The organism is Actinomadura decatromicini, assembly GCF_008121305.1.
Classification (GTDB): Bacteria; Actinomycetota; Actinomycetes; order Streptosporangiales; family Streptosporangiaceae; genus Spirillospora; species Spirillospora syzygii.
The window spans coordinates 25,565-52,176 of sequence record NZ_VSRQ01000014.1 but is presented as its reverse complement, the minus strand read 5'-3'; the positions used below and the strand labels follow the sequence as shown (position 1 = coordinate 52,176).

The window sequence follows — 26,612 nt, the reverse complement described above, 5'->3', positions numbered from 1 at the left end:
GCTCCTCGCGCTCTTCGCTACCTTGGTCGTCCTCGCCGGCGTGGCGGTCTGGCAAGGGCAGACGAAGCCCAAGCTCGGGCTCGACCTCGCCGGCGGGACGACCGTGACCCTCACCGCCAAGACCCCGAACGGCAAGAACCCGCCGGCCGAGCAGATGAACCAGGCCGTCAAGATCATGACTCAGCGGGTGAACGGCCTCGGGGTGTCCGACGCGGAGGTCACCAAGCAGGGCAGCAACAACATCGTGGTGAACGTCCCCGGCGAGGGACAGGGCCGCGTCGTCAACCTGATCGGAACGACCGCCAAGCTCCAGTTCCGGCAGGTGTTCGCGGTCGCCGACGGCAAGCCCACCTCGGCCGCGCCGCCGGCCGCGACGCCGAGCCCCACCGGCAAGGCCAAGGACGGCGGGAAGAAGGACGGCAAGAGCCCGTCGCCGTCCGCGTCGCCGTCCGGGAGCGCGTCTCCCTCGGGGTCGGCCACGCCGCGCGGCCGGGCGCTGTCGGGCGCGCTGGCCGCGCCGACGCCGAAGCCGTCCGGGTCCGGCGCGCCGACGGCGGCCCCGACGCCGTCGTCGCCGCTGGTGCAGCCGTCCGGGCAGCCGCAGGCTCCCGCGCAGGACTACCCCGGCGTCACCGACAAAGCGGTGATCAAGCAGTTCGAGACGCTCGACTGCTACGGCGGCGACAAGCGCGTCCCCGGCGCGAACGACCCGAGCCGCCAGTTCGTCGCCGCCTGCGACCAGAAGGCGGAGGACGACCGGGTCACCAAGTACATCCTCGGCCCCGTCCGGGTGCTCGGCGAGAACGTCGACAAGGCCAACGCGATGCCGCCGAACTCCCAGCAGGGCCAGGCGAGCTGGTCGGTGTCGCTGAAGTTCGACGGCAAGGGCGCCCGCCAGTTCGGCGCGGTCACCACCGACGCCTACGGCGCCTACCAGCAGGACCCGAACTCCCCGCGGGCGCAGGTCGCGATCGTCCTGGACGGCCAGGTCGTCTCGGCGCCCAGCATCCGGGAGGGCGCGATCACCGGCGGCACCGCCAGCATCGACGGGCCGCCCGAGAGCTTCGACCAGCAGTACGCCAACGACCTCGCCAACGTGCTGAAGTACGGCGCGCTGCCGCTGGAGTTCAAGCAGAGCTCGATCGACGAGGTGTCGTCGACGCTCGGCTCCGACCAGCTCAGCGGCGGCCTCATCGCGGGCGCGATCGGGCTCGGGCTGGTCGTGCTCTACTGCCTGTTCTACTACCGGGGCCTCGGCCTCGTGGCGGTGTCCAGCCTCGCGGTGGCGTCCATGATCACCTACCTGGCGGTCGTCATCCTCGGCGAGGGGATGGGCTTCCGGCTGTCGCTGCCGCACATCATCGGCCTGATCGTCTCCATCGGCATCACGGCCGACTCGTTCATCGTCTACTTCGAGCGCCTGCGGGACGAGCTGCGCGCCGGCCGCAGGCTCCGGCCGTCGGTCGAGAACGCCTGGAAGCGGGCGCGGCGCACCATCCTCGTCGCCGACGCGGTGACGTTCCTCGCCGCGCTGGTGCTGTACTTCCTCGCGGTGGGCGGCGTCGCCGGGTTCGCGTTCGCGATGGGCCTGACGACGCTGATCGACATCGTCGTGGTGTTCTTCTTCACGAAGCCGCTGGTGGCGCTCCTGTCCCGGACGAACTTCTTCGGCCGGGGCCATCCGCTGTCCGGGCTCGACCCGAGACGGCTGCACCGCGCGGCGCAGAAGTCGACCGCCGCCGCCGTCGGCACGAGCCAGGAGGGCTGAGCCATGGGACTGCGTGCGGTCACTTCCCGGATCTACCGCGGTGAGATCAGCGCCGACATCGTCGGCCGCCCGAAGATCTGGGCGACGATCTCCGGGCTGCTGCTGGCCCTGTCGATCGCCGGGCTGATCGTCCAGGGGCTGAACTTCGGCGTCGAGTTCAAGGGCGGCTCCGTCTTCACCTTCAAGTCCGCGGGCACCTCGATCGAGGACGTGCGCGGCGCCGTCACCGGCGGCGGCGCGCACCAGGCGATCGTGCAGAAGGCGGGCGGCGACTGGCGCGTGACGACCGAGAGCCTGTCGTCCGCCCAGGTCACCGAGGTCAAGACGAGCGTCGGCCAGAAGCTGAACATCGCTCCGGACAAGATCAGCACCCAGGTCGTCGGCGCCTCGTGGGGCGGTGAGATCCAGAAGAAGGCGTGGCAGGCGCTGATCGTCTTCATGATCTTGATCATCGCCTACCTGTCCGTCGCGTTCGAGTGGCGGATGGCGCTCGCCGCCGTCGTCGCGCTGGTGCACGACCTGATCATCACGGCGGGCGTGTACGCCTGGTCCGGGTTCGAGGTCACTCCGGCGACGCTGCTCGGCTTCCTGACGATCCTCGGGTACTCGCTCTACGACGCGGTCGTAGTCTTCGACATGATCAAGGAGGTCACGAAACCGCTCGGGCCGACCTCCAAGACCACCTACAGCGAGGCGGCCAACCAGGCGCTCAGCAGTACCCTGGTCCGCTCCCTGAACACCTCGCTCGTGGCGATCCTGCCGGTCGGCGCGATCCTGTTCATCGGGACGACGCTGTTCGGCGCGGGCACCCTTAAGGACCTGTCGCTCGCGCTGTTCGTCGGCATGATCGTCGGGACGTACTCGTCGATCTGCGTGGCGACGCCGCTGCTCGTCCAGTTCAAGGAGCGCGAGCCGAAGTACAAGCAGATCCGCCAGAACATCGCCCGCCGCGAGCAGAGCACGAAGCGGCAGGCCAAGACCGCGAAGGTCAAGGCGACGGCGGGCGCCTCCGGCGGCGGTTCGGACGACGGTCCGTCCGCCTCGGACGACGCGGACGACGCGGACGACACGGGCGGCGGGTCCGCCGACGACGTCCGCAGCGCCGTCACCGTCCGCAAGGTCGTGAACACCGGGCCGCGCCAGCAGCCGAAGCGCGGCACCCGTCAGCAGCGCCGGGGCAAGTAAGCCGTCCGGCGGCCGTGCCCGCGCCCGCCGGGGCGAGTCAGCCCCGGTGGACGCGGGCACGGCGCGTGTCCGGGCACCTTCGCCCGGACCGCACGACAGTGGAATACGTCACAGGGAGCGCAACGTGGACCTCGGCAAGCTGATCCAGGACAGGATCCGCGACGTGGACGACTACCCGAAGGCCGGGGTCGTCTTCAAGGACATCACGCCGCTGCTGGCCGACCACGTCGCGTTCGCGGGAGTCGTGGACGCGATCGTCAACCACCACGGCCGCGGCACCATCGACAAGATCGTCGGGATCGAGGCGCGCGGGTTCATCCTCGCCGCGCCCGTCGCCTACCATTTCGGCGCGGGCTTCGTGCCGGTGCGCAAGAAGGGGAAACTGCCCGCGGCGACGCACGAGGAGACCTATGATCTCGAATACGGGACCGAGACCATCGAGATCCATCTCGATGCGCTCGAACCGGGCGACCGTGTACTGATCGTCGACGACGTCCTCGCCACCGGCGGGACGGCCGCGGCCACCGCCGAACTCGTCCGCCGGGGCGGCGGGGAGATCGCCGGGCTGTCCGTCCTGCTGGAGCTTTCGTTCCTGAACGGACGCGACAAGCTGCGGAATCTGGACGTTCATTCCCTCGTTACGGTCTAGTACGAAATAAGCGCCGGATACACTGGCGCCATCAGGGCCCGGCGGGGACGGGCGCGCCCCGCCGGTCAGCGGGAACGAGCGCCCGCGTGGATCAAGGAGGCTGGGTGCCAGGTGAGGTGGTATCGACCGACGCGGTGAACGACACCGCCGCGCCGACGACGGGGGACGTCCAGGCGCCGCCCGAGCCGGAGCGCCCGCCGGAGCAGGCGCCCGCCGCCGGGAGGACCGGCGCGCGGCGAGCTCCGGCCGCCGACAAGCCCGCCGAACCGCCGGCCGAGAAGCCGGCCGACGCGAGACCCGCGCCCGGCGAACCCGCCGAGGATCCCGCAAAAGGCTCTGACCGAAAACCCGCCGAGAAACCCGCCGACCCCCCCGCCGAACAGCCCGCCGACGGGCCCGCCGAGAAGAAGTCCGGCAGGGCGTCCGCGGCCGAGAAGCCCGCGGCGCCGGCCCGGAACTCCGGGCCCGCCGTCCCGTCCAGGCCCACGCCGGCCACGATTCCACCGTCTGCCGCCCGGGTGCGCCGTAGGCTCGCCAGGTTGGGCGCCCAGCGCGGCCCCGCTATGAACCCGGTACTCGAACCACTGATCAAGACGGTCCGCAACACCCATCCGAAGGCGGACCTGCGGCTCATCGAGCGCGCCTACGACGTCGCCGCCCACTACCACCGCCACCAGAAGCGCAAGAGCGGCGACCCCTACATCACGCATCCCCTCGCGGTCGCGACGATCCTCGCCGAGCTCGGCATGAACACCGAGACGCTCTGCGCGGCGCTGCTGCACGACACCGTCGAGGACACCCCGTACACGCTGGAGCAGCTGACCACCGAGTTCGGCGACGAGATCGGCGCGCTCGTCGACGGCGTCACCAAGCTCGACAAGGTCAAGTACGGGGAGGCGGCGGAGGCCGAGACCGTCCGCAAGATGGTCGTGGCGATGTCCCGCGACATCCGCGTCCTGGTGATCAAGCTCGGCGACCGGCTGCACAACATGCGCACCCTGCGCTACATGCCGCGGCACAAGCAGGAGAAGAAGGCCCGCGAGACGCTCGAGGTGTTCGCGCCGCTCGCGCACCGCCTCGGCATGAACACGCTGAAGTGGGAGCTGGAGGACCTCGCGTTCGCCACCCTGTACCCGAAGCGGTTCGACGAGATCGCGCGGCTGGTGTCCGAGCGCGCCCCGCGCCGCGACGTCTACCTCCAGGAAGTGATCGAGAACGTCTCGACCGACCTGCGCGAGGCCCGGATCAAGGCCACCGTGACCGGGCGGCCGAAGCACTACTACTCGATCTACCAGAAGATGATCGCGCGGGACGTCAGCTTCGACGACATCTACGACCTGGTCGGCATCCGGGTCCTCGTCGACAGCGTCCGCGACTGCTACGCGGCGCTCGGCTCGATCCACGCGCGGTGGAACCCGGTCCCAGGCCGGTTCAAGGATTACATCGCGATGCCGAAGTTCAACATGTACCAGTCGCTGCACACGACGGTCATCGGCCCGGAGGGCAAGCCCGTCGAGCTGCAGATCCGCACCTGGGGCATGCACCGCCGCGCCGAGTACGGCGTCGCCGCGCACTGGAAGTACAAGGAGGAGACGGTCGGCGGCCGCAAGGCCGGTGACATGCAGTGGCTCCGCCAGCTCCTCGACTGGCAGAAGGAGACCGCCGACCCGGCCGAGTTCCTGGAGTCGCTGCGGTTCGACCTGTCGGTGTCCGAGGTGTTCGTGTTCACGCCGAAGGGCGACGTGATCGCGCTGCCGCAGGGCGCGACGCCGGTCGACTTCGCGTACGCGATCCACACCGAGGTGGGGCACCGATGTATCGGCGCCCGCGTCAACGGCCGTCTCGTCCCCCTCGAATCGACCCTCGACAACGGCGACACCGTCGAGGTGTTCACCTCCAAGTCGCAGGACGCGGGCCCGAGCCGCGACTGGCTCGGCTTCGTCAAGTCCGCCCGCGCCCGCAACAAGATCAAGCACTGGTTCTCCAAGGAGCGCCGCGACACCGCGATCGAGTCCGGAAAGGACGCCATCGCCCGCGCGATGCGCAAGCAGAACATGCCGCTCCAGCGGATGATGTCCGGCGAGGCGCTGCTCGCCCTCGCCCGCGACCTGCGCTACCCGGACGTGTCGTCGCTGTACGCGGCGGTCGGCGAGAGCCAGGTGTCGGCGCAGAACGTCGTCCAGAAGCTGGTGGACGCGCTCGGCGGCGTCGAGTCCGCCGACGAGGACCTCGCCGAGATCGCGCTGCCGACGCGGCGCAAGCGGACCCGTCCGGCCGGCGACCCGGGCGTCGTCGTCGCGGACGACCCGGACGTCTGGGTCCGCCTGTCCCGGTGCTGCACCCCGGTCCCGGGCGACGACATCGTCGGGTTCGTGACGCGCGGGCACGGCGTGTCCGTGCACCGCGCCGACTGCGCGAACGTCGCCAGCCTGAAGTCGCAGCCCGACCGGCTGATCGACGTCAAATGGTCGCCGGGGGAGGAGTCGGTCTTCCTCGTGGCGATCCAGGTGGAGGCGCTCGACCGGCCGCGGCTGCTGTCGGACGTGACCCGCGTCCTGTCCGACCAGCACGTGAACATCCTGTCGGCGTCGGTCACGACGACCCGCGACCGGGTCGCGGTCAGCCGGTTCACGTTCGAGATGGGCGACCCGAAGCACCTCGGGCACGTGCTGAAGGCCGTCCGGTCCATCGACGGCGTCTACGACGTGTACCGGACGACCAGCGGCGCCGCCCGCTAGGGGCGACGCCGCGGCGTCCGTCGGGTCAGTCCTCGGCCGGTTCCTCGTCCTCGGGGATCACGTCGACGCCGGCCTCGGCGCGCTGCTGCGGGCTGATCGGCGTGGGCGCGGCGGTCAGCGGGTCGTACCCGGACGCCGCCTTCGGGAAGGCGATCACGTCGCGGATCGAGTCCTGCCCGGCGAGGAGCATGACGGTCCGGTCCCAGCCGAAGGCGATGCCGCCGTGCGGGGGCGGGCCGAACTTGAACGCCTCCAGCAGGAACCCGAACTGCGACTCGGCCTCCTCCTTCGACAGGCCGAGCACGTCGAACACCCGCTGCTGCATCTCCGCCCGGTGGATGCGGATGGAGCCGCCGCCGATCTCGTTGCCGTTCAGGACGAGGTCGTAGGCGTCGGCGAGGGCGGAGCCCGGGTCGTCGTGGAAGGCGTCGGCGAACTCCGGCTTCGGCGCGGTGAACGGGTGGTGCACGGACGTCCAGCCGATCCGCTCGCCCTTGTCGTCCTCGACCGGCTCGAAGATCGGCGCGTCGACGACCCAGACGAACTTCCACGCCGTCTCGTCGATCAGCTCGCGGCGGCGGCCGATCTCCAGCCGGGCCGCGCCGAGCAGCTCCTGCGTGGCGTGCCGCTTCCCGGCGCCGAAGAACACCGCGTCGCCGGGGGCGGCGCCGGTCTTCGCGGCGAGGCCGTCCTTCTCGGCGTCGGACAGGTTCTTCGCGACGGGGCCGCCGAGCGTCCCGTCGTCCTGGACGAGCACGTACGCGAGGCCGCGGGCGCCGCGCGCCTTGGCCCAGTCCTGCCAGGCGTCCAGCTCCTTGCGGGTCTGGGCCGCGCCGCCCGGCATCACGACCGCGCCGACGTACGGGGCCTGGAAGACGCGGAACGACGTGCCGGAGAAGTACTCGGTCATGTCGGTCAGCTCGAGGCCGAACCGCAGGTCGGGCTTGTCGGAGCCGTACCGGGCCAGCGCGTCGGCGTAGGTGATGTGGGGGATCGGGCGCGGGACCTCGTACCCGGCGATCTCCTTCCACAGCCGCGCGACGAGGTCCTCGCCGACCTTGAGGACGTCGTCCTGGTCGGCGAACGACATCTCGATGTCGATCTGGGTGAACTCGGGCTGCCGGTCGGCGCGGAAGTCCTCGTCGCGGTAGCAGCGGGCGATCTGGTAGTAGCGCTCCAGCCCGCCGACCATGAGGAGCTGCTTGAACAGCTGCGGCGACTGCGGCAGCGCGTACCAGTGGCCCGGCTTGAGGCGGACGGGGACGACGAAGTCGCGCGCGCCCTCCGGTGTCGACCGGGTCAGCGTCGGCGTCTCCACGTTCACGAAGCCGTGCTCGCGCATCACCTCGTGCACCAGGAACGACGCCTCCGAGCGCACCTTCATCGCCCGCGCGACGGAGTCGCGGCGCAGGTCGAGGTACCGGTACTTGAGCCGGATCTCCTCGTTGACGTTGACGTCGCCCTCGATCGGGAACGGCAGCGGCGCGGCGTCCGACAGCACCTCGATGTCGGCGGCGGCGACCTCGACGTCCCCGGTCGGCAGCTCGGGGTTCTCGTTGCCCGGCGGGCGGACGCGCACCTCCCCGACGACCTTGACGCAGAACTCCGAGCGGAGGTCGTGCGCGGCGTCCTCCTCCCGGAAGACCACCTGGGCGACGCCGGACGCGTCCCGCAGGTCGATGAACGTGACGCCGCCGTGGTCGCGGCGGCGGCCGACCCAGCCGGCCAGCGTGACCTGCTGCCCGGCGTGCTCCTTACGGAGCGTCCCCGCCTCGTGCGTGCGGATCATTTGGAGAGCCTCTCCTTCAACGTCGTGACGATGCCGGTGAGCGGGACGGCGGTCTGCTCGCCCTCGGCCAGGTCCTTGACCTGGGCGACGCCGTCCGCGATATCTCGCTCCCCGAGGATCACGGCGTACCGGGCGCCGGATCGGTCGGCGTCCTTCATCGCGCCCTTCAGCCGCTTGCCGCCGAACGCCATGTCGGCGGCGATCCCGGCCCGGCGCAGCTCGTCCACCAGCGCGAACATCCGCCGCTCGGCCGCGTCGCCGAGCGCCACCCCGAACGCCTCGCAGCGCGGCCGCGCCTCGAAGGACACGTCCCCGCCCTCCTGCGACTCGGCGTCCATCGCGAGGAGCGTGCGGTCGAGGCCGAGGCCGAACCCGATGCCGGGCAGCGGCGGGCCGCCGATGTCCTCCGACAGGCCGTCGTAGCGCCCGCCGCCGCCGATGCCGGACTGCGCGCCGAGCAGCGGGTGGTCGAACTCGTAGGTCGTCCGGGTGTAGTAGTCGAGGCCGCGGACGAGGGTGGGGGTGTCCTCCCACTCGATGCCGAGGTCGGCGAGCAGCTCGCGGACGCGGTCGTGGTACGCCTTGCACGCCGGGCACAGGTGGTCGGCCATCAGCGGCGCGCCGGCGAGCTGGGCCCGGACCTGGGGGCGCTTGTCGTCCAGCACCCGCAGCGGGTTGATCTCGACGCGGGCGCGGGTGTCCTCGTCGAGGTCGAGGCCGCGCAGGAAGTCCTGCAGCAGGGCCCGGTAGGCCGGGCGGCACTCCTTGCAGCCCAGCGAGTTCAGCAGCAGCCGCACCCGGGTCAGCCCGAGGGAGCGGTACCAGTGCCAGGCGATCGCGATCGTCTCGGCGTCGACGCGCGGGTCCTCGCTGCCGATCGCCTCCAGGTCGAGCTGGTAGAACTGCCGGTACCTGCCCTGCTGCGGGCGCTCCGCGCGGAACGCGGGGCCGGTCGTCCACACCTTCACCGGCAGCGCGCCCCGGTGCAGGTTGTTCTCCAGGACGGCGCGCAGCACCGACGCGGTGAACTCGGGGCGCAGCGTCAGCGACCGGCCGCCGCGGTCCTCGAAGGTGTACATCTCCTTGGACACCACGTCGGTGGACTCGCCGACGCCGCGCCTGAAGAGGTTGGTGTCCTCGAAGACGGCTAGCTCCAGGTAGCCGTAGCCGGCCAGCCGCGCCCGCTCGGCGAACGCCTCGCGGACGGCGTAGAGAAGGTCCGCGCGCGGCGGAACGTATTCACTGACCCCCTTGGGGGCCCGGAAGCTCGAACTCATGGTCTCTCTGGCTCAGAATCCCTTGTTGGGCCCGTCCGCCGGAACCGCCCGGTCACTCCCCGAACCCGGAGAGAGCTCGGAGAGGAACGGGTTCGTCGCGCGCTCGCGGCCGATTGTGGTCTGCTGTCCGTGGCCGGGCAGGACCGCCGTCTCGTCGGGCAGGCCGAGGCACACCCGGGACAGGCTGGCGAGGATCTCCTCGTACGATCCGCCCGGCAGGTCGGTGCGCCCGATGGACCCGGCGAACAGCAGGTCGCCGCTGAACATCACGTCCGGCAGCTCCGCGGTCTTCGGCGTCCGGAACGTCACCGACCCGGGCGTATGGCCCGGGGCGTGGTCGACGGTGATGCTCAGCCCCGCGAGTTCCAGCACCGCGCCGTCGGCCAGTTCTTTCACGTCGTCCGGCTCGGACAGCTCGAGGCCGCCGAAGAGCTGCTGGCCCGGGCCGAGGGACAGCCCCTTGGCCGGGTCGGTGAGCAGCTCGCGGTCGTCCGGATGGATGTAGGCGGGGACGTCCTTCGCGCCGCAGACCGGCGCCACCGACCAGACGTGGTCGATGTGGCCGTGGGTCAGCAGCACCGCGACCGGCTTGAGCCGGTGCTCGCGCAGGATCGTGTCGATCCCGGCCTCGGCGTCCTCGCCGGGGTCGACGATCACGCACTCCTCACCCGCGGCGGGCGCCACGACATAGCAGTTCGCGGCGAACGATCCGGCGGGGAACCCGGCGACGAGCACGGTCGTCCTTCCTTCGAGGCATCACGGGCGGCCTGTCCGAGGGTACCGGCGCGGCTGCGGCCGCGGCGAACGAGATAGCGGCCGCCGTGTCGCGGGACGGGGGTCCCGGGGCCCCGCGGGCTCCTCCCTGAAAGCGGGCGCGATTTTACTCGCGGGTGCCGCTACTATGCGCTGCACGTTCACCTGATCACACCGGAGGGACAGGCCCGTGGCGGGGAAGGACCGCAAGAAGGAGCTCGCGCGGCAGCGCTACGAGCGGCAGCAGCAGCGGCGGGCGCAGGAGGCGGCGCGGGCGCGCCGCGTAAAGCTCGTCGGCGCCGCGGCCGCGGTGGCGGTGGTCGCCGTCGGCGGCGGCGTGTTCATGGTGGCGACCGGCAAGGACGACGAGTCCACGGCCGACGGCCCGAAGTGCGCCTACAAGGCGGCGCCGAACGAGGGCGCGCCCAAGGGGCTCGGGACTCCGCCGTCGAAGCCCGCGCACACGGGGACCGTCCAGGCGACGGTCAAGACCAACAGCGGCGACGTCGAGATGCAGCTCTACGGGGAGAAGGCGCCCTGCACGGTCGGGTCGTTCGTCTACCTCGCGGAGAAGAACTTCTACGACAAGGCGCCGTGCCACCGGCTGACGAGCGGCGGGCTGAACGTCCTGCAGTGCGGCGACCCCACGGGGAAGGGCACCGGCGGGCCGGGCTACCAGTTCGCGAATGAGAACACCAGCGGTGCGACCTACACCGAGGGCACGCTGGCCATGGCGCACAGCAGCCTGCCCGACTCGAACGGCAGCCAGTTCTTCATGGTGTACAAGGACTCGCAGCTCCCGCCCGACTACACCGTCTTCGGGAAGATCACCAAGGGGCTGGACGTGCTGAAGAAGATCGCGGACGCTGGTTCGGACCCGAAGGGCGACGGCAAGCCGAAGAAGAAGGTAGAGATCCAGGACGTCACGATCGCCGGGAAATAGGCGAACGGGATACTAAGGTGTGGAGGGTCCGGAGGGCGGTAGTTCGTCCGGACCCGCGATTCAGGAGGCAAGGGTGTCCAGCGCGACCGATCCCTGGGGCCGGGTGGACGAGGACGGCACCGTCTATGTCAGGACGTCCGGCGGCGAGCGGGTCGTCGGCTCCTGGCAGGCGGGCGCGCCCGAAGAGGCCCTGGCCTACTTCAAGCGCAAGTACGACTCGCTCGTCACCGAGATCGGCCTGCTCGAACAGCGCGTCCGCACCACCGACCTGCAGCCCGCGCAGGCCCAGCAGAGCATCGACCGGCTCCGCGAGGCCGTCTCCGAGGCCCACGCGGTCGGCGACCTGGACGCCCTCGGCCGCCGCCTGGACGGCCTGACCGAGCAGGTCGGCCGCCGCCGCGAGCAGGTCAAGGCCGAGCGCGAGCAGCACCGCTCCGAGGCCCGCGTGGTGAAAGAGCGGATCGTCGAGGAGGCCGAGCGGATCGCGGCCGAGGAGACCCACTGGAAGAACGGCGGGGAGCGGCTGCGCCAGCTCGTCGAGGAGTGGAAGGCCGCCGACCGCATCGACCGGCCCACCGAGACCGCCCTGTGGAAGCGCCTGTCGTCGGCCCGCAACGCGTTCACCAAGCGCCGCAAGGCCTACTTCGCGACGCTGGACGACCAGCGCGAGGAGTCCCGCCGGGAGAAGGAGCGCCTGGTCGCCGAGGCCGAGGCGCTGTCGGGCTCCACCGACTGGGGCGAGACCGCCGCCGCCTACCGCGACCTGATGCGCCGCTGGAAGCTCGCCGGGCGCGCGTCCCGCGACGCCGAGGAAGACCTGTGGTCGCGCTTCAAGGCCGCCCAGGACACCTTCTTCCAGGCCCGCAGCGCGGTGTTCGCCGAACGCGACGCCGAGTTCCGCGTGCACGCCGAGGAGAAGGAGAAGCTCCTCGCCGAGGCCGAGCGGCTGCTGCCCGTCCGGGACATCCGGCAGGCCAGGCAGTCGCTGCGCGCCATCCAGGAGCGCTGGGAGGCCGCCGGGATGGTGCCCCGCGACCAGCGCGACCGCCTCGAAGGACGGCTCCGCAAGATCGAGGAGACCGTGCGCGCCGCCGAGGAGAACGAGTGGCGCCGCACCAACCCCGAGGCCCGCGCCCGCGCCGAGGCGACCGTCGCCCAGCTGCGCAGCTCCATCGAGCAGCTGGAGAAGCGCCTCGGCAAGGCCCGCGACGCCGGCCGCGAGAAGGACGTCAAGGAGGCCGAGGAGGCCATCAGCGCCCGCCGCGCCTGGCTCGAAGAGGCGGAACGCACCCTCGCAGAGTTCTCTTGATCTGATCTCCGGACGGGCTGCCGGTCAGGACGGGGTGCGGCCCAGGAAGGAGAGCATTCGGGTCTGCTCGTCGGCGCCCTGTGGGGCCTGGCGGGGCGGGGCCAGGTGGCCTCGTGCGCGCAGGGGCGCGGCGACGACCTGGGCGGTCGCGAAGGCGTGGTGGACCAGGTCCGGGTCCAGCCGGGACGGCTGGCCGGTGGCTTCGGCCAGGTCCCAGGCGTGCACCAGCGGCTCCAGGATGTAGCCCTCCAGGAAGTCGCCGAGCGGCAGGTCGCCCAGGCCGCCCAACGGGACGGGACGGCTCAGCGCGGCCGGGGTGAGGGCGGCGGTGCACTCCTTGCGGGCCGTCCGCCAGCTCGACAGGACGTCGTCCGCCGCGAACCGGGCCGGGTCGGCGTTGACCTCGGGGGCGGGCTCCCCGGCGGCCAGCGCGAGGACCATCCGCTGCCCGCCCGTCACGTGCCCGGCGACGTCGCGGGCAGTCCAGCCGGCGCACGGCGACGGCGCGTCCCAGCCGCCCGGGGAGACGCCGGCGACCAGGCCCTCGAACAGGTCGAGGGCCCGGTGGTAGCCGCTGAGGTTCTGAGCCATGGTGGTCAGTGACGCGCGATCCGACCGCCCTGTCAAGCGTTATCGCGAAGGTCGCCTACCGGCCGGGCGTCAGGCACGCCGGGCGGGCCTCAGGCGGCGGCCCGCTGCCGGAGCATCCCCTCCATCAGGCGGATCTCGGCGCGCTGGCCGTCCACCATGGTGCGGGCGAGGCGGCGGACGAGGTCCCGCCCGGTGCGGGCCAGCACCGCCTCCGCCATCGCGACGCCGCCCCGGTGGTGGGCGATCATCAGCCGCAGGAACCGGGCCTCGGCGTCGCGCCCGGACGCCCGCTCCAGGTCGGCGAGCTGCTCGCGCGTCGCCATGCCGGGCATCGCCGCGTCGCCGCTCGCCGCCGGGTTCCCGTGGCCGCCGTGCCCGGACATCCAGCGCATCCGGCCCGCCGGGTCGGTCTTCGGTAGGCCCCACTCGTCCAGCCAGGCCGTCATCATGCCGATCTGGGCGGACTGCGTGTTGATGATGTCGTAGGCCAGCAACCGGACCTCGGGGTCGTCCGTGCGGTCCCGGACGATGAACGACATCCGCACCGCCTGGGCGTGGTGGGCGCTCATGTCGCGGGCGAACCCGGCCTCGGGGCCGTCCGCGCCGGGCTCGCCCGAGCGGGCGGCGCTGAGCGCCACGAGCACCGCGCCGGTGAGGAGGACGAGGACCGCGAGGACGACGGTGACCCGCCGCCCTCGCGGCGCCCCGCCGGTCACGGGGTGTCCTTGGCCCCGTCGCAGGGCGCGCCGGGCTCGGGCGTCTGCGGGCCCTTGACGTAGGCGCGCAGGAATTGGTCGACGCGCGCGTCGGACGCGTCCTGGACCTTGACCTGGCGCCCCCACGCGCTGAGCGCGATCGGGGCGTCCAGCGACGGGTACGGGCTGAGGAAGGTGTAGTCGGTCCCGTTGACCTTGCCCTTGAGCGCGTCGAGCTGGGCGGCGGCCAGGCCGGGACGGTAGGCGATCCAGACCGCGCCGTGCTCCAGCGAGTGGACGGCGTTCTCGTTGCGCAGCGGGGCGTCGTATACACGACCGTCGCAGTTCTGCCAGGTGGGGTCGTGAGCGCCGCCCATGGGCGGGGCGGTGTCGTAGCGGACGGCGCTCGTGGTGTGGTCGCGGGACAGGCCGTCCTTGGTCACCATTCCGGAGATGGACGCGGAGTCGTCCGCCGACGACGGACGGGACTGCATGAACGCGTAGCCGATGGCGACGAACGCCACCACTCCGATCACGGTGAAGAAGCCGATGACGCCCCAGGGGATCTCACGCTTGGTGAGCACGTTCTTCTGGGCTTTCTTGCGCGCGTTCTGGTTGCGGGCGCTCTTGGACATGAGAGCGGTCCTCTCGTACAGGCTGTGATTTGGCTGCGGACATGAGGGCAGCGCCGTATCGCGGTGGACACGGCGGCGAAGTGGCCTTACGGCCGGTCCGTCACAGCCGGAGAACCTGGAGAGCGGGCCGGGGCGCGAACGCGGACGCGCCCCGGAGGATCGGGGCGAGGGCCCAGCCGACGCGGGCGGGCAGCCGCAGGCCGCGGCGGCGCAGGACGGCCGCCAGCCCCAGCAGGACGAGGGTGAACAGCACGGCGAGGCACAGGCACGCGTCGACCGGCGCCTGCGACGGCACCCGCTTCGCGGGCCCGGACGCCGCCGCTCCGTCGGCCGGCACCGCGTCGGCGGCGCTGTGAAGGCCCTGGAGCGGCGAAAGCCCGGCGTCCCGCGCCTCGGCCCCGGCGGCGGACGATACGGCGGCGACGGGGACGCTCACGGCGTGCTGGGTGCAGACGCGCGGCGGCGGCGCGTGCCCCAGCCCGTAGCTGAAGATCAGTCCGCCCACGACGAAGAGCGCCACGAGCAGGCCCGCCGGCCCGTGCCGACGGCGCCGGGTCATACCGGACACTCCGTCACGCTCCCGAATGCGCCTTCAATGCGCCCTACGCGCCGTTCCAACGCGGCAGCCCCGCCTCAGGTTCCATGGGTCCCGCGACCCTCGGACGAGGCGGAACCCTCCTGACGTAGCAGGAGGATCCGGTCAGGCCACCCCGAGGATGAAGCCTATGACCCGATCGGAGGCCGAGGGCGCGGCGTTGGGGAACGAACGGCGGATCTCGCGTGTGGTGCTGGCCACCGTCCTCCAGATCGCGGTCATGGCCGTGGTCCTGCTCGTCTACGAGTACGGCAGGCACCTCGTGGACGGACGTTCCGCCCAGGCGTTCTCCAACGCCCGATGGGTGTGGGACGCCGAACGCGCCCTCCGCCTGCCCGACGAGGCGTCCCTGCAGAACTGGGCGCTCGGCTGGGACGGCTGGGTGCGCGCCGCCAACCAGTACTACGTCCGCGTCCATTTCCCGGCGACCACGGTCTTCATGGTGTGGGTGTGGTTCCGGCACCGGCGCGCGTGGCCGCGGGTGCGCGCGGCGGTCGTGCTGTCGGCCGCGGCGGCGCTGGCGCTCCACTTCGCGTTCCCGCTGGCCCCGCCCCGGATGCTGCCCGGCCACGGGCTCGTCGACCTCATGCGCGCCTACGGGCCGAGCGCGTACCCGGCCGAGCCCGGCAGCGGCCTCGCCAACCAGTTCGCCGCGATGCCGTCGCTGCACGTCGGCTGGGCGCTGCTGGTCGCGTGGGGCGTCGTCCGGTACGGGCGGAGCCGGTGGCGGTACCTCGTCGTCGCCCATCCCGTGGTGACGCTGCTCGTCGTCGTGCTCACCGCGAACCACTACTGGCTGGACGGGATCGTCGGCTCGGCGATCGTCGTGGCCGTGGTGTGGGCGACGTCGGCCGTGCCGTGGCTGGACGACCGGGAGGGCGGGCCGTCCGGCGCTGTCGGCGCCCCGAGATAGTGTCGGAGCGTGACCGACAGGGCGGAATCGGGCGAGCCTGAGGGCCTCTTCGACGCCCCGGCGCCACCGGAGGCCGCGGGCCGCCCGGCGACGCCGGGCCTGGACGCGCGCCCCGCGTCGGCGCAGCCCGCGTCGGCGCAGCCGCTCGCGGTGCGGATGCGCCCGCGCGCCTTGGACGAGGTCGTCGGGCAGGGCCACCTGCTCGGGCCCGGCACCCCGATCCGGCAGCTCGTCGACCGGGACGTCCCCATGTCGCTCGTCCTGTGGGGCCCGCCCGGCACCGGCAAGACGACCCTCGCCACGGTCGTCAGCCACGTCACGTCCCGCCGGTTCGTGGAGATCTCCGCGGTCAGCGACGGCGTCAAGCGCGTCCGCGCCGAGATCGACCTGGCGCGCCGCGAGCTCGGCATGGCCGGGCGGCAGACCGTCCTGTTCGTCGACGAGGTCCACCGCTTCAACAAGGCCCAGCAGGACGCGCTCCTCCCCGCCGTCGAGAACCGCTGGGTGTCGTTCATCGGCGCCACCACCGAGAACCCGTTCTTCTCCGTCATCAGCCCGTTGCTGTCCCGCTCGCTGCTGCTCACCCTGGAGCCGCTCGGCGACGACGAGCTGCGCGAGGTCATCCGCCGCGCGCTGACCGAGGAGCGCGGCCTGGACGGCGCGGTCACCCTCGAACCGGCCGCCGAGGACCACCTGATCCGCCTCGCGGGCGGCGACGCCCGCCGCGCCCTCACCTACCTGGAGGCCGCGTCCCTCGTCGTCGACGACGGCGGGACGGTCGACGCCGACGTCCTGGAGAAGGCCGTCGACCGGGCCGCCGTCCGCTACGACCGCGAGGGCGACCAGCACTACGACGTCATCAGCGCGTTCATCAAGAGCATCCGCGGCAGCGACGTCGACGCCGCGCTGCACTACCTCGCCCGCATGATCGAGGCCGGCGAGGACCCGCGGTTCATCGCCCGCCGCCTCATCGTGCACGCCAGCGAGGACGTCGGCATGGCCGACCCGACCGCGCTGCAGACCGCGGTCGCCGCCGCGCAGGCCGTCGAGTTCGTCGGCCTGCCCGAGGCCCGCATCAACCTCGCGCAGGCGGTCGTGCACCTGTCGCTGGCGCCCAAGTCCAACGCCGTGATCATGGCGGTGGACGGGGCGCTCGCCGACGTCCGCAAGGGCCTCGCCGGGCCCGTGCCCGGCCACCTGCGCGACGCGCACTACAAGGGCGCCGCGAAGATCGGGCACGGCGAGGGCTACAAGTACGCGCACGACCATCCGGGCGGCGTCGTCCGGCAGCAGTACGCCCCCGACGCCGTGCAGGGCCGGGAGTACTACCGCCCGACCAGGCACGGAGCCGAATCCCGGTTCACCGAGGTCCTCGCGCGGATACGCTCCGTCCTGCGCGGCGAACGATGATCGCCCGCCCCGGCCGGTGGTCCCGCCACGCGGCCCGGGGGACCGGTAAGGTCTGTCAGGCCGTGTCGCCTCCGGGCGGGCGCGGCCGAGCCGAACTCGCACGAAACGGAAAGCCCTGATGCTCACTGGTGGACAGCTCGCGGGTCTCATCGTGGCCGTGTTCTGGGCGGTGCTCGTCTCGTTCATCGCGCTCACCCTGCTGCGGCTCTCCCGCCTCCTCGCCGAGGCGGGCAGGGTCGTCCGCGAGATCGGCGACCAGGCCGCCCCCCTGCTGGACGACATGTCCCGGACGGTCCGCCGCGCCGACGAGCAGCTCGGCCGCACCGACGTCATCACCAAGCAGGTCGCCGGGGTGACGCAGAACGTCTCGGCCGTCACCACCGTCATGACCTCGGTGGTGGGCGGGCCGCTGGTGAAGGCGGCCGCGTTCTCCTACGGGGTCCGCAAGGCGCTCGCGAGCGGCGGCCGCGACGGCGAGGCCCGTGTCGAGACCCGCGCCGAGGGCCGGGCCGCCGCGCCGTCCAGGCCGCAGCTCCAGGCCGGTCCGGAGTCGCGGCGGCGGTCCCGTCCCACCCGGAGGGGGCGGCGATGAGGCGGCTGTTCTGGGTGTCGGTCGGCGCGGGCGCCGGCGTGTACGTCTCGCACCGCGTCAAGCGCCGGGTGGAACGCTTCGCCCGGACGTGGTCGCCGGGCGGCGTCGCCGCGCGGGCCGTGGCCACCGGGCAGGGCGCGGGAGACCGGCTGAGGCATTTCGCCTCCGACGTGCGTACCGAGATGAAGGCCCGCGAGGACGAGCTCCGCGCGGCCGTCCGCATGGACCAGGCCCCGCCGGACGCCCTCGCCGCCCGGCCCCGCCGGGTGCTCAGGGCGCGGTACACGATCGTCGGCGAACCCGCCGACGGCGGCGCCGGCCAGAGCATCGACCACGGCGGCGACCACGGCATAGATCACAGCGACGACGACAAGGATGGCCACTGATCATGGAGTCGGCAGAGGTGGCGCGCCGCTTCCTCGGTTTCTTCGAGGAGCGCGGGCACACGGTGGTGCCCTCGGCCAGCCTGGTCGCCGAGGACCCGACCCTCCTGCTGGTCAACGCGGGCATGGTCCCGTTCAAGCCGTACTTCCTCGGCCAGCGCACGCCGCCCTCCCCGCGGATGACCAGCGCGCAGAAGTGCGTCCGGACGCCGGACATCGAGGAGGTCGGCAAGACCACCCGGCACGCCACGTTCTTCCAGATGCTGGGCAACTTCTCCATCGGCGACTACTTCAAGGAGCAGGCGATCCCGTTCGCCTGGGAGCTGCTGACCCGGTCGCGGGACGAGGGCGGCTTCGGCTTCCCCGAGGAGAAGCTCTGGGTCACCGTCTTCAACGACGACGACGAGGCCGTGGGGCTCTGGCACGACAAGGTCGGCGTCCCCCTCGACCGCATCCAGCGGCGCGGCATGGAGGACAACTTCTGGTCGATGGGCGTCCCCGGCCCGTGCGGGCCGTGCTCGGAGATCTACTACGACCGCGGCCCCGAGTACGGCCGCGAGGGCGGCCCGGTCGCCGACGAGGACCGCTACCTCGAAGTGTGGAACCTCGTCTTCATGCAGTACGAGCGGGGCCCGGGGGAGAGCAAGACCGACTTCCCGATCCTCGGCGACCTGCCCTCGAAGAACATCGACACCGGCATGGGCCTGGAGCGCATGGCGGCGATCCTGCAGGGCGTCGACAACATCTACGAGACCGACACGCTGTGGCGCGTCCTCGACCGCGCCGCCGGGCTGACCGGCACCCGGTACGGCCGCGAGCACCGCGCGGACGTGTCGCTGCGCGTCATCGCCGACCACGTCCGCAGCGGGACGATGATGGTCGCCGACGGCATCCGCCCCGGCAACGAGGGCCGCGGCTACGTGCTGCGCCGCATCCTGCGCCGCTCGATCCGCAACCTGCGCCTGCTCGGCGGCGAGGACGCGGGCCTCATGCACGAGCTGACCGCCGTCGCGATCGCCGCGATGGGCGAGCAGTACCCGGAGCTGGTCCGCACCGCCGCGAACATCCACACGGTCATCGACGCCGAGGAGGACTCCTTCCTCCAGACGCTCCGCACCGGCACCGCGATCTTCGACACCGCCGTCGAGCAGACCCGGCGGGCGGGCGGCGCGACCCTCGCGGGCGACCAGGCGTTCAAGCTGCACGACACCTACGGGTTCCCGATCGACCTCACGTTGGAGATGGCGTCCGAGCAGGGCCTCCAGGTCGACGAGGAGGGCTTCCGGCGGCTCATGCGCGAGCAGCGGGAGCGCGCCAAGAAGGACGCCCGCGACAAGAAGACCGGCAACCTCGACGTGTCCGTCCTCGACGAGCTGCTCACCGGCGCGGGCGGCCGGGTCGACTTCATCGGCTACCGGCACCTGCTCGGCGACGCCCGGCTCGTCGGGCTGCTCGTGAACGGCGCGAACGCGCCCGCGGCGGGGGAGGGCACCGAGGTCGAGGTCGTCCTCGACCGCACCCCCTTCTACGCCGAGGGCGGCGGCCAGCTCGCCGACCACGGGGTGATCCGGCTCGGCAACGGCGCCGTCATCGAGGTGACGGACGTCCAGTCGCCGCTCGCCGGGCTCATCGTCCACCGCGGCAGGGTCGCGAGCGGCGAGGCACAGGCGGGCGACACCGCGCACGCCGAGGTGGACGTCGAGCGCCGCCGCGCCATCTCCCGCTCGCACACCGCGACCCACATGGTGCACGCCGGGTTCCGGCGGGCGCTCGGCGAGTCCGCGGCGCAGGCCGGGTCGGAGAACTCGCCCGGCCGGTTCCGGTTCGACTTCACCGCGTCGGGCGCCGTCCCGCCGAGCGTGCTCCGCGACGTCGAGGACGAGGTCAACGACGTCCTCGTCGGCGACCTCGACGTCCGCGCGTTCCACACCTCGATCGACGAGGCCCGCGCGATGGGCGCGCTCGCCCTGTTCGGCGAGAAGTACGGCGACGAGGTCCGGGTCGTCGAGGTCGGCGAGTACTCCCGGGAGCTGTGCGGCGGCACGCACGTCGCGCGGTCCGGGCAGCTCGGCCTGATCAAGGTGCTGGGCGAGGCGTCGATCGGCGCGGGCGTCCGCCGCGTCGAGGCGCTCGTCGGCATCGACGCCTTCCGGTTCCTGGCGCGCGAGAGCGTCCTCGTGGCGCAGCTCGCCGAGCAGCTGAAGGCGCGCAAGGAGGAGTTGCCCGAGCGCGTGTCCGGCGTCGTGACCCGGCTGCGCGAGGCGGAGAAGGAGCTGGAGAAGCTCCGCTCCCAGCAGGTGCTCGCCATCGCCGGATCGCTCGCCGACGGCGCGAAGGACGTGAACGGCGTCGCGTTCGTCGGCCACCGCGCCCCGGACGGCACCGGCGCCGACGACCTGCGCAAGCTCGCCGTCGACGTGCGCGGGCGGCTGACCGCCCGGCCCGCCGTCGTGATGGTCGCGGGCGTGCCGAAGGACCGTCCCGTCGTGGTCGTCGCCGTCACCGAGGGCGCCCGCGAGCGCGGCCTGAAGGCCGGCGCGCTGGTCGGGCTGGCGGCGAAGGCGCTCGGCGGGGGCGGCGGCGGCAAGGACGACCTCGCCCAGGGCGGCGGCGCGAACCCGGGCGCCGTGGGGGAGGCGCTCGCCGCCGTCCAGCAGGCCGTAGGGGCCGCGTGAGGCCGGGGCTTCGGGGGGAAGCCGCGCCGGAGTCCGGGCCATGAGGCCCGGGGTCCGGCTGGGGGTCGACGTCGGGAGCGTGCGCGTGGGGGTCGCGCGCTGCGATCCCGGCGGCATACTCGCGACGCCGCTGGAGACGGTCAGAAGCGGCAGGGGCGACGTCGACAGGCTGGTCGCCCTCGCCGCCGAGCATGAGGCGATCGAGGTGGTCGTGGGCCTGCCGACGTCCCTGTCGGGACGCGAGGGCCCGGCCGCGCAGGCGGCCCGCGCGTTCGCGGCGAGGCTGGCGGGCCGGCTCCCCCAGGGGTCGGTCCGGCTGTACGACGAGCGCCTCACCACGGTGACGGCGGAGAGCGGCCTGCGGGCCGGGGGAGTGCGCGGCAAGGCGCGGCGCGCGGTCGTCGACCAGGCGGCCGCGACGGTGCTGCTCCAGGCCGCGTTGGACGCGGAACGGTTGACGGGCAGCCCCCCAGGCGAGATCGTCCGGGAGAGCTCATGAACGACTTGGACCTGTTCTCAGACCCCTACGGCGAAGGGCGGCCGCCCGACGACCGCCACGGCGGCCGCCGCGACCAGCGGCGCGTCCGCAGGCGGCAGAAGCGCCGTCGCCGCAACGGCCGCGCCGCCGCCATGTTCGCGCTGGCGTTCCTGGTCGCGGTGTTCGGCACGGGCGGCGTCCTCGGCTACGCCTGGCTCGACAACCGGACGCACCCGCCGGACTACTCGGGCTCCGGCTCCGGGAACGTCACCGTCCAGATCAAGGACGGCGCGAGCGGCTCGGTGATCGGGCTGACGCTGGAGCGGCACCGCGTGGTGAAGAGCTCGCGCGCGTTCGTGAAGGCGTACAACAAGGAGACGCGGGCGTCGAGCATCCAGCCGGGCTTCTACCAGATGCGGCGGCAGATGTCGTCGGCGGCGGCGATGGCCCTGCTGCTCGACCCGAAGTCCCGGGCCGGCAACCAGATCACGATCCCGGAGGGGCGGCGCGCCGTCGAGGTCTTCGAGCTGCTGGGCAAGAAGACCGGGATTCCCGCCCGCGAGTTCCAGGCGGCGGCGAAGCGACCGCAGTCGCTCGGGCTGCCCGCGTACGCGAAGGGCAAGGTCGAGGGGTTCCTGTACCCGGGGCGCTACGACCTCGACCCGAACGGGACGGCCGAGCAGATCCTCAAGCAGATGGTGGGCCGGTTCAACCAGGAGGCCGAGAGCGTCGACCTCGTCGGGAAGGCGCGCCAGGCGCGCATGAACCCGGCCACGGTGCTCACCCTGGCCAGCCTGATCCAGGCCGAGGGCGGCAAGCCGAGCGACCTGCCCAAGATCTCCCGGGTGATCTACAACCGGGTCGACAAGGGCATGCCGCTGCAGTTCGACACGACCGTCCTGTACGCGCTGAACAAGCGGACCCTCACCGTCACCAACCAGGACCTGCAGGTCGACTCGCCGTACAACACCTACAAGCACAAGGGCCTGCCGCCCGGGCCGATCGCGAACCCGGGCCCGGACGCGATCGAGGCGGCGCTCGCGCCCGAGGAGGGCGACTGGCTGTTCTTCATCGCGACGGACCCGTCCCGCAAGATCACCGAGTTCGCGGTCACCGACGCCGAGCGCGGGCGCCTGGAGCAGAAGTTCCGGGCGTGGCAGCAGGCGCACCCGGGCCAGTGACCCCGGACCGGACGGACCGCCGCCGGGCGGCGGTGCTCGGCTCGCCGATCGCGCATTCGCTGTCCCCGGCGCTGCACCGGGGGGCGTACGCGGCGATGGGCCTGGACGCCTGGTCGTACGAGGCGATCGAGTGCGGCGAGGACGGTCTCGCCGCGCTGCTCGACGGCCTCGGCCCCGAGTGGGCGGGCCTGTCGCTGACGATGCCGCTCAAGCGGGTCGCGCTGGGCCTGGTCGACACCGTGTCGGACCTGGCGGTGAAGGTCGGCGGCGCGAACACGGTCGTCCTTCGGGACGGCCGCCGCCACGGCGACAACACCGACGTCCACGGCATCGTGACCGCGCTGACCGAAGCCGGGCTGAAGGCTCCGGCCTCGGCCGTGGTGCTGGGCGGCGGCGCGACGGCCGCGTCCGCGCTGGCCGCGCTCGCCGGGCTCGGCCTGGACGAGGCGGTCCTCGCCGCCCGCACTCCCGAACGCGCCGCCGAGGCGGCCGACGTGGGGGAGCGGTTCGGGCTCGCGGTCCGGGTCGTGCCGCTCGACCGGGTCGGCGAGCACCTGCCCGCCGAGCTGGTGGTGTCGACGCTGCCCGGACGCGCCGCCGACCCGTTCGCCGAGCGGGTCGCCGCGTCCGGCGCGGCCCTGTTCGACGTCGTGTACGCGCCGTGGCCGACCGCGCTCGCCGCCGCCGTCGGGCGCGCGGGCGGGACGGTCGTCGGCGGCTTCGAGATGCTGCTGCACCAGGCCGTCCGCCAGGTGGCGCTGATGACCGGGCGCGATGACGTGCCCGTCGCCGCGATGCGCGCAGCGGGGGAGGCCGAACTCGCCCGGCGCGGCTGAGCCCTCTCACGCGGGCGGGTCGCGCGGCGGCCGACGCCGCTTCACCGACTCGTCGACGCTGGTGAGGACGACGGGCAGGATCACGCTCAGCCAGAAGTCCCGCCAGCCCCACGCGCCGGCGGCGACGCCGAGCACGCTGCCCGAGCACACCGCGCCGAGCACGACCGCCGCCCAGTGCCGCCGCGCGAACCCGACCGGGTCGACGAGCCTGCGGTGCGGCAGCAGGTCGGCGAGCGGGCGGCCGCGGGCGTGGGCGCGCTGCACGACGGTCGCGTCCGGCAGCCAGTGCAGGACGTCGCCGCTGCCCGCGAGCGGGACGCGGCTGAGCGCGGTCAGGGTCTCCAGCCGCCACCACAGCGTCCACAGCGAGGCGCGCCCGCCCGGTCCGACGTTCCAGCGCGGGTCGGCGGCCTCGCCGCGGACGAGCGTCCGGAACGCGCGGGCGACGGCCGGGCCGTGCGGCCCGCGCGGGTCCCGCAGCAGCGCGGACAGCGCGATCGGCAGCCCGTAGTGCCACAGCGCGAGCCGCCACACCGGCTCCGGCGCCGGGCCGTTCGAGGCGGTTCCGTTCGACGCCGTGCCGTTCGAGGCGGCGGCGCGCGGCGACACGTCGTAGGTCTCGATCCAGGTGTGGTCGTCGTCGGGGTCGAGGTGGGCGAGGAGCCAGTCGTAGGCGTCCAGGAGCCGGTCGGTCCGCAGGTCGGGACGCGCCTCGGCGAGCGTGACCAGCGCGAACGCGGTGTGCGTGACGGTCGGCGCGGCCTCCTGCGTCGGCCCCCACGCGGGGCGGGCGGCGGTCCGGTCCGCGGTGAGCCACTCGACGCCCCGGTCGACCGCCGGGTCGTACGGGTTGAGCTGGCTGAGCGCGCGGAGCGCCAGGCACGTCAGCCACACCCGGGACCGGCAGCCGTGCAGCGAGCCCCAGCCGCCGTCCGGGTTCTGGTTGCGCAGCAGCCACTGGTAGGCGCGCTTCAGGTCGGGGGCGTCGTCGCGGAGGTCGCAGCGGGCGCGGGCGAGGAACCGGGCGATCCAGCCGGTCGCCTCCACGACGGGCATGCCGAGGCTGGTCTTGGTGGCCCAGCCGCCGTCGCGCAGCGCGTCGCCGGACGCGGTCTGCCGGGACGCGAGGAACGCGAGCCCCTCGTCGAAGTACTCGAAGGGGCGCCCCGCCTCCACGAACGCCAGCAGGCCGAGGGCGGTCGCCGTCATGCCGGGCTCGGGGCGCGTCAGCTCGTGGTACCAGCCGCCGCCGGTGCCGAGGGCGTGCGCGTAGGTGTCGCGGAGGACGTCGAGGGACTCCTCCAGCCGCGCGTGCAGCACCGCGAGGTCGATGGCGGCCGTGCCGGGGGAGGCGGGCGCGGCGGCGGGAGGTCCGGCGCGGGGGGCCGGTGCGGGGAGCGGGGTTCTCTGGTTCACGATGTCGCCTTCTGCTGACTTTGTTCCCGTGTAGCCAGGTTTTGTACCGCATGAGATGTATGTCGGTGTCTGTCGCCGTACAGATCTCTGGCGGACACAGGCCGCGCCCGCCGCGCACCGGGCACGGTGGAGGACGGGGACCGCGCGACGCCCGGACTGGAGGAGGCTTGGTCGAGCCGACGCCGCGGCACGAGCCCGGCCATGACTGCGTCCTCTGCCCGCCCCTGCGGTTCCGGTTCAACGAGATGGCCGACCTCCCGGGCGAGGCGGGCGTCATCGCGCGCGACGCCGACTTCCTGCTGATGCCGGACGTCGCGCCGCTCGCCGAGGGCCACCTCCTCCTCGTGACCCGCGAGCACTGGCAGTGCGCCGCCGCCTTCGCCCCGCCGCTGTGGGAGCGGGCCCTGCGCTGGCGCGACCGCGTCGCCCGCCTCTACCGCCGCGCCTACGGGACGGACGACCTGCTCCTCTTCGAGCACGGACCGGCCACCCCGCAGGGCGGCGGCGCGTGCATCGACCACGCGCACTGGCACTTCCTGCCCGGCACGCCCGGCGTGCGGAGGGTCGCCGAGGACCGGGGGCTCCCCGGCGCGCCCGCCGGGCACGCCGCGCTGCGCGCCCGCTTCCGCGCCGGGCGCTCCTACCTCCTGATCGAGGAGGACGGCATCGCGACCGTCCATCCCGGGGACGGCGTGCCTAGCCAGTTCCTGCGCTGGGCCGTGACCGCCAGCGGGCCGCCGGACCGGACGTGGCGCTGGCAGGAGGCGTTCGGCCTCCCGGCCAGCAGGCGCCGCTTCCTGCGCACGCTGCGCTCCTTACGCGCCGCGGTCCAGGACGAGTCGCTGTCGGGCGAGCCTCAGTCGTCGGACAGCCACCAGTAGAGCTCGGACGCGGCGAGCCGGTCGCCGAACCCCGTGCGCTCCACGCCGTCCCGGTAGCCGCTCGGGTACTCCACCGGCGGACGTCCGCGCTGGTGGGCGAGCACCCGCTCCAAGGACGTCGGACCGAACCGCAGCAGCCACAGCGGGGAGCCCGGGACGGCCTCGTCCAGGACGGGCGCCAGCGCCCGCACCTCGCCCGCGGTCGCCGGTCCCGGACGGCCGAGCAGCCGCGCCAGGGTCGGCGCCTCCGAGATGACCAGGTCGGCGAGCGCCAGCGTCGGCAGGACGCCGTCCGCCGGGAGCCGCGCGTCGACGTCGTGCGGGACGAGGTCGAACGCGACCCTCGTCCCGGCATCTCGGGCCAGCCGCGCCGCCGCGTGCAGCGCGTCCCGCGAGACGGGCGACAGCAGCGAGTACCCGTCGACGGCCAGCACGTCGGCGTCCGCGATCCGGGCGGCCGCCGCCGCGACGTCCCGCCCGGTCAGGCGGCGCGCGGGCGGGTCGTCCCGGACGACCAGCAGCCGGACGCCGCGCCCGCCGCCGCCTCCGTGGTCGCGGAGCATGACCGACACGCCGTTCGGCGCGCCGGGCTCGACGCACAGGAGGTCGCCCGCCCCGATCCGCCGCAGCTCCCGGCGGATCACCGGGGTGAAGTCGTCGTCGCCGACCTTGGCGAGGACGTCCACCCGGCGGAAGCAGCGGGCCGCGCTGCGTGCCAGGTTGACGGCCGTCCCCGCGACCACGGCCCGCGCGGGGGCGTAGGAGAGGCGGTCGGCGTCCAGGTCCGCGAACCGGACGTCCGGCAGCGCGGCACGGACCTCGATCCCCACGTCCCCGATGACGACCATGGCGAAGCGGCGCTCGTCGGCGCCGTCCAGTCCGGGCCACTCCGCCGGGGACGCGCCCCTGTCGCGCGGCAT

At 73.1% G+C, this 26,612-nt stretch carries 24 protein-coding genes; 15 read left to right on the top strand and 9 right to left on the bottom strand.

The window, feature by feature from the left end; all coding sequences use genetic code 11:
* The first annotated feature begins 40 nt into the window (after positions 1-40).
* From secD to FXF68_RS40655, 4 genes are all read left to right on the top strand, one after another.
* The gene (gene secD, locus FXF68_RS40670; RefSeq protein WP_246179217.1) at positions 41-1,768 is read left to right on the top strand and encodes a protein translocase subunit SecD; all 1,728 of its coding nucleotides are present in this window, start codon (positions 41-43) and stop codon (positions 1,766-1,768) included.
* Positions 1,769-1,771: 3 nt separating this feature from the next.
* Positions 1,772-2,953, top strand: a complete 1,182-nt coding sequence (secF, locus tag FXF68_RS40665; protein WP_148768165.1) for a protein translocase subunit SecF — start codon at positions 1,772-1,774, stop codon at positions 2,951-2,953.
* Positions 2,954-3,077: 124 nt separating this feature from the next.
* Positions 3,078-3,602, top strand: coding sequence for an adenine phosphoribosyltransferase (locus FXF68_RS40660; RefSeq protein ID WP_067894400.1), 525 nt, complete (start codon positions 3,078-3,080; stop codon positions 3,600-3,602).
* Between the two features lie 563 nt (positions 3,603-4,165).
* Positions 4,166-6,340, top strand: coding sequence for a RelA/SpoT family protein (locus FXF68_RS40655; RefSeq protein ID WP_148768240.1), 2,175 nt, complete (start codon positions 4,166-4,168; stop codon positions 6,338-6,340).
* A 25-nt stretch (positions 6,341-6,365) separates the two neighbouring features.
* On the opposite strand, the gene aspS is transcribed toward FXF68_RS40655, so the two are convergent.
* Genes aspS through FXF68_RS40640 form a run of 3 tightly spaced genes read right to left on the bottom strand, consistent with a single transcriptional unit; the run spans position 6,366 to position 10,141 of the window.
* Positions 6,366-8,129, bottom strand: coding sequence for an aspartate--tRNA ligase (gene aspS, locus FXF68_RS40650; protein ID WP_148768164.1), 1,764 nt, complete (start codon positions 8,127-8,129; stop codon positions 6,366-6,368).
* Positions 8,126-9,406, bottom strand: a complete 1,281-nt coding sequence (gene hisS, locus FXF68_RS40645) for a histidine--tRNA ligase (RefSeq protein WP_148768163.1) — start codon at positions 9,404-9,406, stop codon at positions 8,126-8,128. The genes aspS and hisS overlap by 4 nt, the downstream gene beginning before the upstream one ends.
* A 12-nt stretch (positions 9,407-9,418) precedes the next feature.
* Entirely contained in the window at positions 9,419-10,141 is a 723-nt protein-coding gene (locus FXF68_RS40640) for an MBL fold metallo-hydrolase (protein WP_148768162.1), read from the bottom strand.
* Between the two features lie 208 nt (positions 10,142-10,349).
* Here FXF68_RS40640 and FXF68_RS40635 point away from each other — a divergent pair, with 208 nt between their 5' ends.
* Both FXF68_RS40635 and FXF68_RS40630 read left to right on the top strand, forming a co-directional pair.
* Positions 10,350-11,102 carry a peptidylprolyl isomerase gene (locus FXF68_RS40635; protein WP_148768161.1) on the top strand — a complete coding sequence of 251 codons (753 nt, stop codon included), beginning with the start codon at positions 10,350-10,352 and terminating at the stop codon, positions 11,100-11,102.
* A 73-nt stretch (positions 11,103-11,175) separates the two neighbouring features.
* Positions 11,176-12,411, top strand: coding sequence for a DUF349 domain-containing protein (locus FXF68_RS40630; RefSeq protein WP_148768160.1), 1,236 nt, complete (start codon positions 11,176-11,178; stop codon positions 12,409-12,411).
* A 24-nt stretch (positions 12,412-12,435) separates the two neighbouring features.
* On the opposite strand, the gene FXF68_RS40625 is transcribed toward FXF68_RS40630, so the two are convergent.
* From FXF68_RS40625 to FXF68_RS40610, 4 genes are all read right to left on the bottom strand, one after another.
* Positions 12,436-13,002, bottom strand: coding sequence for a TIGR03086 family metal-binding protein (locus FXF68_RS40625; RefSeq protein WP_148768159.1), 567 nt, complete (start codon positions 13,000-13,002; stop codon positions 12,436-12,438).
* A gap of 89 nt (positions 13,003-13,091) precedes the next feature.
* Entirely contained in the window at positions 13,092-13,718 is a 627-nt protein-coding gene (locus FXF68_RS40620; RefSeq protein ID WP_246179216.1) for a DUF305 domain-containing protein, read from the bottom strand.
* Entirely contained in the window at positions 13,715-14,332 is a 618-nt protein-coding gene (locus FXF68_RS40615; protein WP_148768158.1) for a thioredoxin-like domain-containing protein, read from the bottom strand. The genes FXF68_RS40620 and FXF68_RS40615 overlap by 4 nt, the downstream gene beginning before the upstream one ends.
* Before the next feature lie 100 nt (positions 14,333-14,432).
* Positions 14,433-14,891 carry a hypothetical protein gene (locus FXF68_RS40610; RefSeq protein WP_148768157.1) on the bottom strand — a complete coding sequence of 153 codons (459 nt, stop codon included), beginning with the start codon at positions 14,889-14,891 and terminating at the stop codon, positions 14,433-14,435.
* 166 nt (positions 14,892-15,057) lie between these two features.
* Between FXF68_RS40610 and FXF68_RS40605 the strand changes: the two genes are divergently transcribed.
* The 8 genes from FXF68_RS40605 to FXF68_RS40570 all read left to right on the top strand — a co-directional run bounded on the left by FXF68_RS40605 (position 15,058) and on the right by FXF68_RS40570 (position 23,395).
* Positions 15,058-15,840 carry a phosphatase PAP2 family protein gene (locus tag FXF68_RS40605; protein ID WP_187438369.1) on the top strand — a complete coding sequence of 261 codons (783 nt, stop codon included), beginning with the start codon at positions 15,058-15,060 and terminating at the stop codon, positions 15,838-15,840.
* 156 nt (positions 15,841-15,996) lie between these two features.
* Positions 15,997-17,250: a replication-associated recombination protein A gene (locus FXF68_RS40600; protein ID WP_148768238.1), complete on the top strand. Its 1,254-nt coding sequence runs from the start codon at positions 15,997-15,999 to the stop codon at positions 17,248-17,250.
* 118 nt (positions 17,251-17,368) lie between these two features.
* Positions 17,369-17,842: a DUF948 domain-containing protein gene (locus tag FXF68_RS40595; RefSeq protein ID WP_148768155.1), complete on the top strand. Its 474-nt coding sequence runs from the start codon at positions 17,369-17,371 to the stop codon at positions 17,840-17,842.
* Entirely contained in the window at positions 17,839-18,228 is a 390-nt protein-coding gene (locus tag FXF68_RS40590; protein ID WP_246179215.1) for a hypothetical protein, read from the top strand. Before FXF68_RS40595 ends, FXF68_RS40590 begins: the two co-directional genes overlap by 4 nt.
* A 2-nt stretch (positions 18,229-18,230) precedes the next feature.
* Positions 18,231-20,900: an alanine--tRNA ligase gene (gene alaS / locus FXF68_RS40585; RefSeq protein WP_148768154.1), complete on the top strand. Its 2,670-nt coding sequence runs from the start codon at positions 18,231-18,233 to the stop codon at positions 20,898-20,900.
* Between the two features lie 40 nt (positions 20,901-20,940).
* Positions 20,941-21,399: a Holliday junction resolvase RuvX gene (gene ruvX / locus FXF68_RS40580; protein ID WP_148768153.1), complete on the top strand. Its 459-nt coding sequence runs from the start codon at positions 20,941-20,943 to the stop codon at positions 21,397-21,399.
* On the top strand, positions 21,396-22,559 hold the full coding sequence (mltG, locus tag FXF68_RS40575; protein ID WP_148768152.1) for an endolytic transglycosylase MltG: 1,164 nt from the start codon (positions 21,396-21,398) through the stop codon (positions 22,557-22,559). The genes ruvX and mltG overlap by 4 nt, the downstream gene beginning before the upstream one ends.
* Positions 22,532-23,395 (top strand): shikimate dehydrogenase, encoded by an 864-nt coding sequence (locus FXF68_RS40570; protein WP_246179214.1) that lies wholly within the window; start codon positions 22,532-22,534, stop codon positions 23,393-23,395. Before mltG ends, FXF68_RS40570 begins: the two co-directional genes overlap by 28 nt.
* Before the next feature lie 6 nt (positions 23,396-23,401).
* On the opposite strand, the gene FXF68_RS40565 is transcribed toward FXF68_RS40570, so the two are convergent.
* The gene (locus FXF68_RS40565) at positions 23,402-24,811 is read right to left on the bottom strand and encodes a prenyltransferase/squalene oxidase repeat-containing protein (protein ID WP_148768151.1); all 1,410 of its coding nucleotides are present in this window, start codon (positions 24,809-24,811) and stop codon (positions 23,402-23,404) included.
* 167 nt (positions 24,812-24,978) lie between these two features.
* Here FXF68_RS40565 and FXF68_RS40560 point away from each other — a divergent pair, with 167 nt between their 5' ends.
* Positions 24,979-25,692: an HIT family protein gene (locus FXF68_RS40560; protein ID WP_148768150.1), complete on the top strand. Its 714-nt coding sequence runs from the start codon at positions 24,979-24,981 to the stop codon at positions 25,690-25,692.
* Here the strand turns inward: FXF68_RS40560 and FXF68_RS40555 are convergent.
* Complete coding sequence (locus FXF68_RS40555; RefSeq protein WP_148768149.1) at positions 25,668-26,612, bottom strand: PfkB family carbohydrate kinase; 945 nt, start codon at positions 26,610-26,612, stop codon at positions 25,668-25,670. The two genes, FXF68_RS40560 and FXF68_RS40555, sit on opposite strands and share 25 nt — an antisense overlap.

What these genes read in the sequence shown, in the direction of transcription:
- secF (WP_148768165.1), top strand. Translation starts at nt 1,772, where the DNA reads ATGGGACTGCGTGCGGTCACTTCCCGGATCTACCGCGGTGAGATCAGC.
- FXF68_RS40655 (WP_148768240.1), top strand. Translation starts at nt 4,166, where the DNA reads ATGAACCCGGTACTCGAACCACTGATCAAGACGGTCCGCAACACCCAT.
- aspS (WP_148768164.1), bottom strand. Translation starts at nt 8,129, where the DNA reads ATGATCCGCACGCACGAGGCGGGGACGCTCCGTAAGGAGCACGCCGGG.
- hisS (WP_148768163.1), bottom strand. Translation starts at nt 9,406, where the DNA reads ATGAGTTCGAGCTTCCGGGCCCCCAAGGGGGTCAGTGAATACGTTCCG.
- FXF68_RS40625 (WP_148768159.1), bottom strand. Translation starts at nt 13,002, where the DNA reads ATGGCTCAGAACCTCAGCGGCTACCACCGGGCCCTCGACCTGTTCGAG.
- FXF68_RS40615 (WP_148768158.1), bottom strand. Translation starts at nt 14,332, where the DNA reads ATGTCCAAGAGCGCCCGCAACCAGAACGCGCGCAAGAAAGCCCAGAAG.
- FXF68_RS40610 (WP_148768157.1), bottom strand. Translation starts at nt 14,891, where the DNA reads ATGACCCGGCGCCGTCGGCACGGGCCGGCGGGCCTGCTCGTGGCGCTC.
- FXF68_RS40605 (WP_187438369.1), top strand. Translation starts at nt 15,058, where the DNA reads ATGACCCGATCGGAGGCCGAGGGCGCGGCGTTGGGGAACGAACGGCGG.
- FXF68_RS40600 (WP_148768238.1), top strand. Translation starts at nt 15,997, where the DNA reads ATGCGCCCGCGCGCCTTGGACGAGGTCGTCGGGCAGGGCCACCTGCTC.
- FXF68_RS40595 (WP_148768155.1), top strand. Translation starts at nt 17,369, where the DNA reads ATGCTCACTGGTGGACAGCTCGCGGGTCTCATCGTGGCCGTGTTCTGG.
- FXF68_RS40590 (WP_246179215.1), top strand. Translation starts at nt 17,839, where the DNA reads ATGAGGCGGCTGTTCTGGGTGTCGGTCGGCGCGGGCGCCGGCGTGTAC.
- alaS (WP_148768154.1), top strand. Translation starts at nt 18,231, where the DNA reads ATGGAGTCGGCAGAGGTGGCGCGCCGCTTCCTCGGTTTCTTCGAGGAG.
- ruvX (WP_148768153.1), top strand. Translation starts at nt 20,941, where the DNA reads ATGAGGCCCGGGGTCCGGCTGGGGGTCGACGTCGGGAGCGTGCGCGTG.
- mltG (WP_148768152.1), top strand. Translation starts at nt 21,396, where the DNA reads ATGAACGACTTGGACCTGTTCTCAGACCCCTACGGCGAAGGGCGGCCG.
- FXF68_RS40555 (WP_148768149.1), bottom strand. Translation starts at nt 26,612, where the DNA reads ATGCCGCGCGACAGGGGCGCGTCCCCGGCGGAGTGGCCCGGACTGGAC.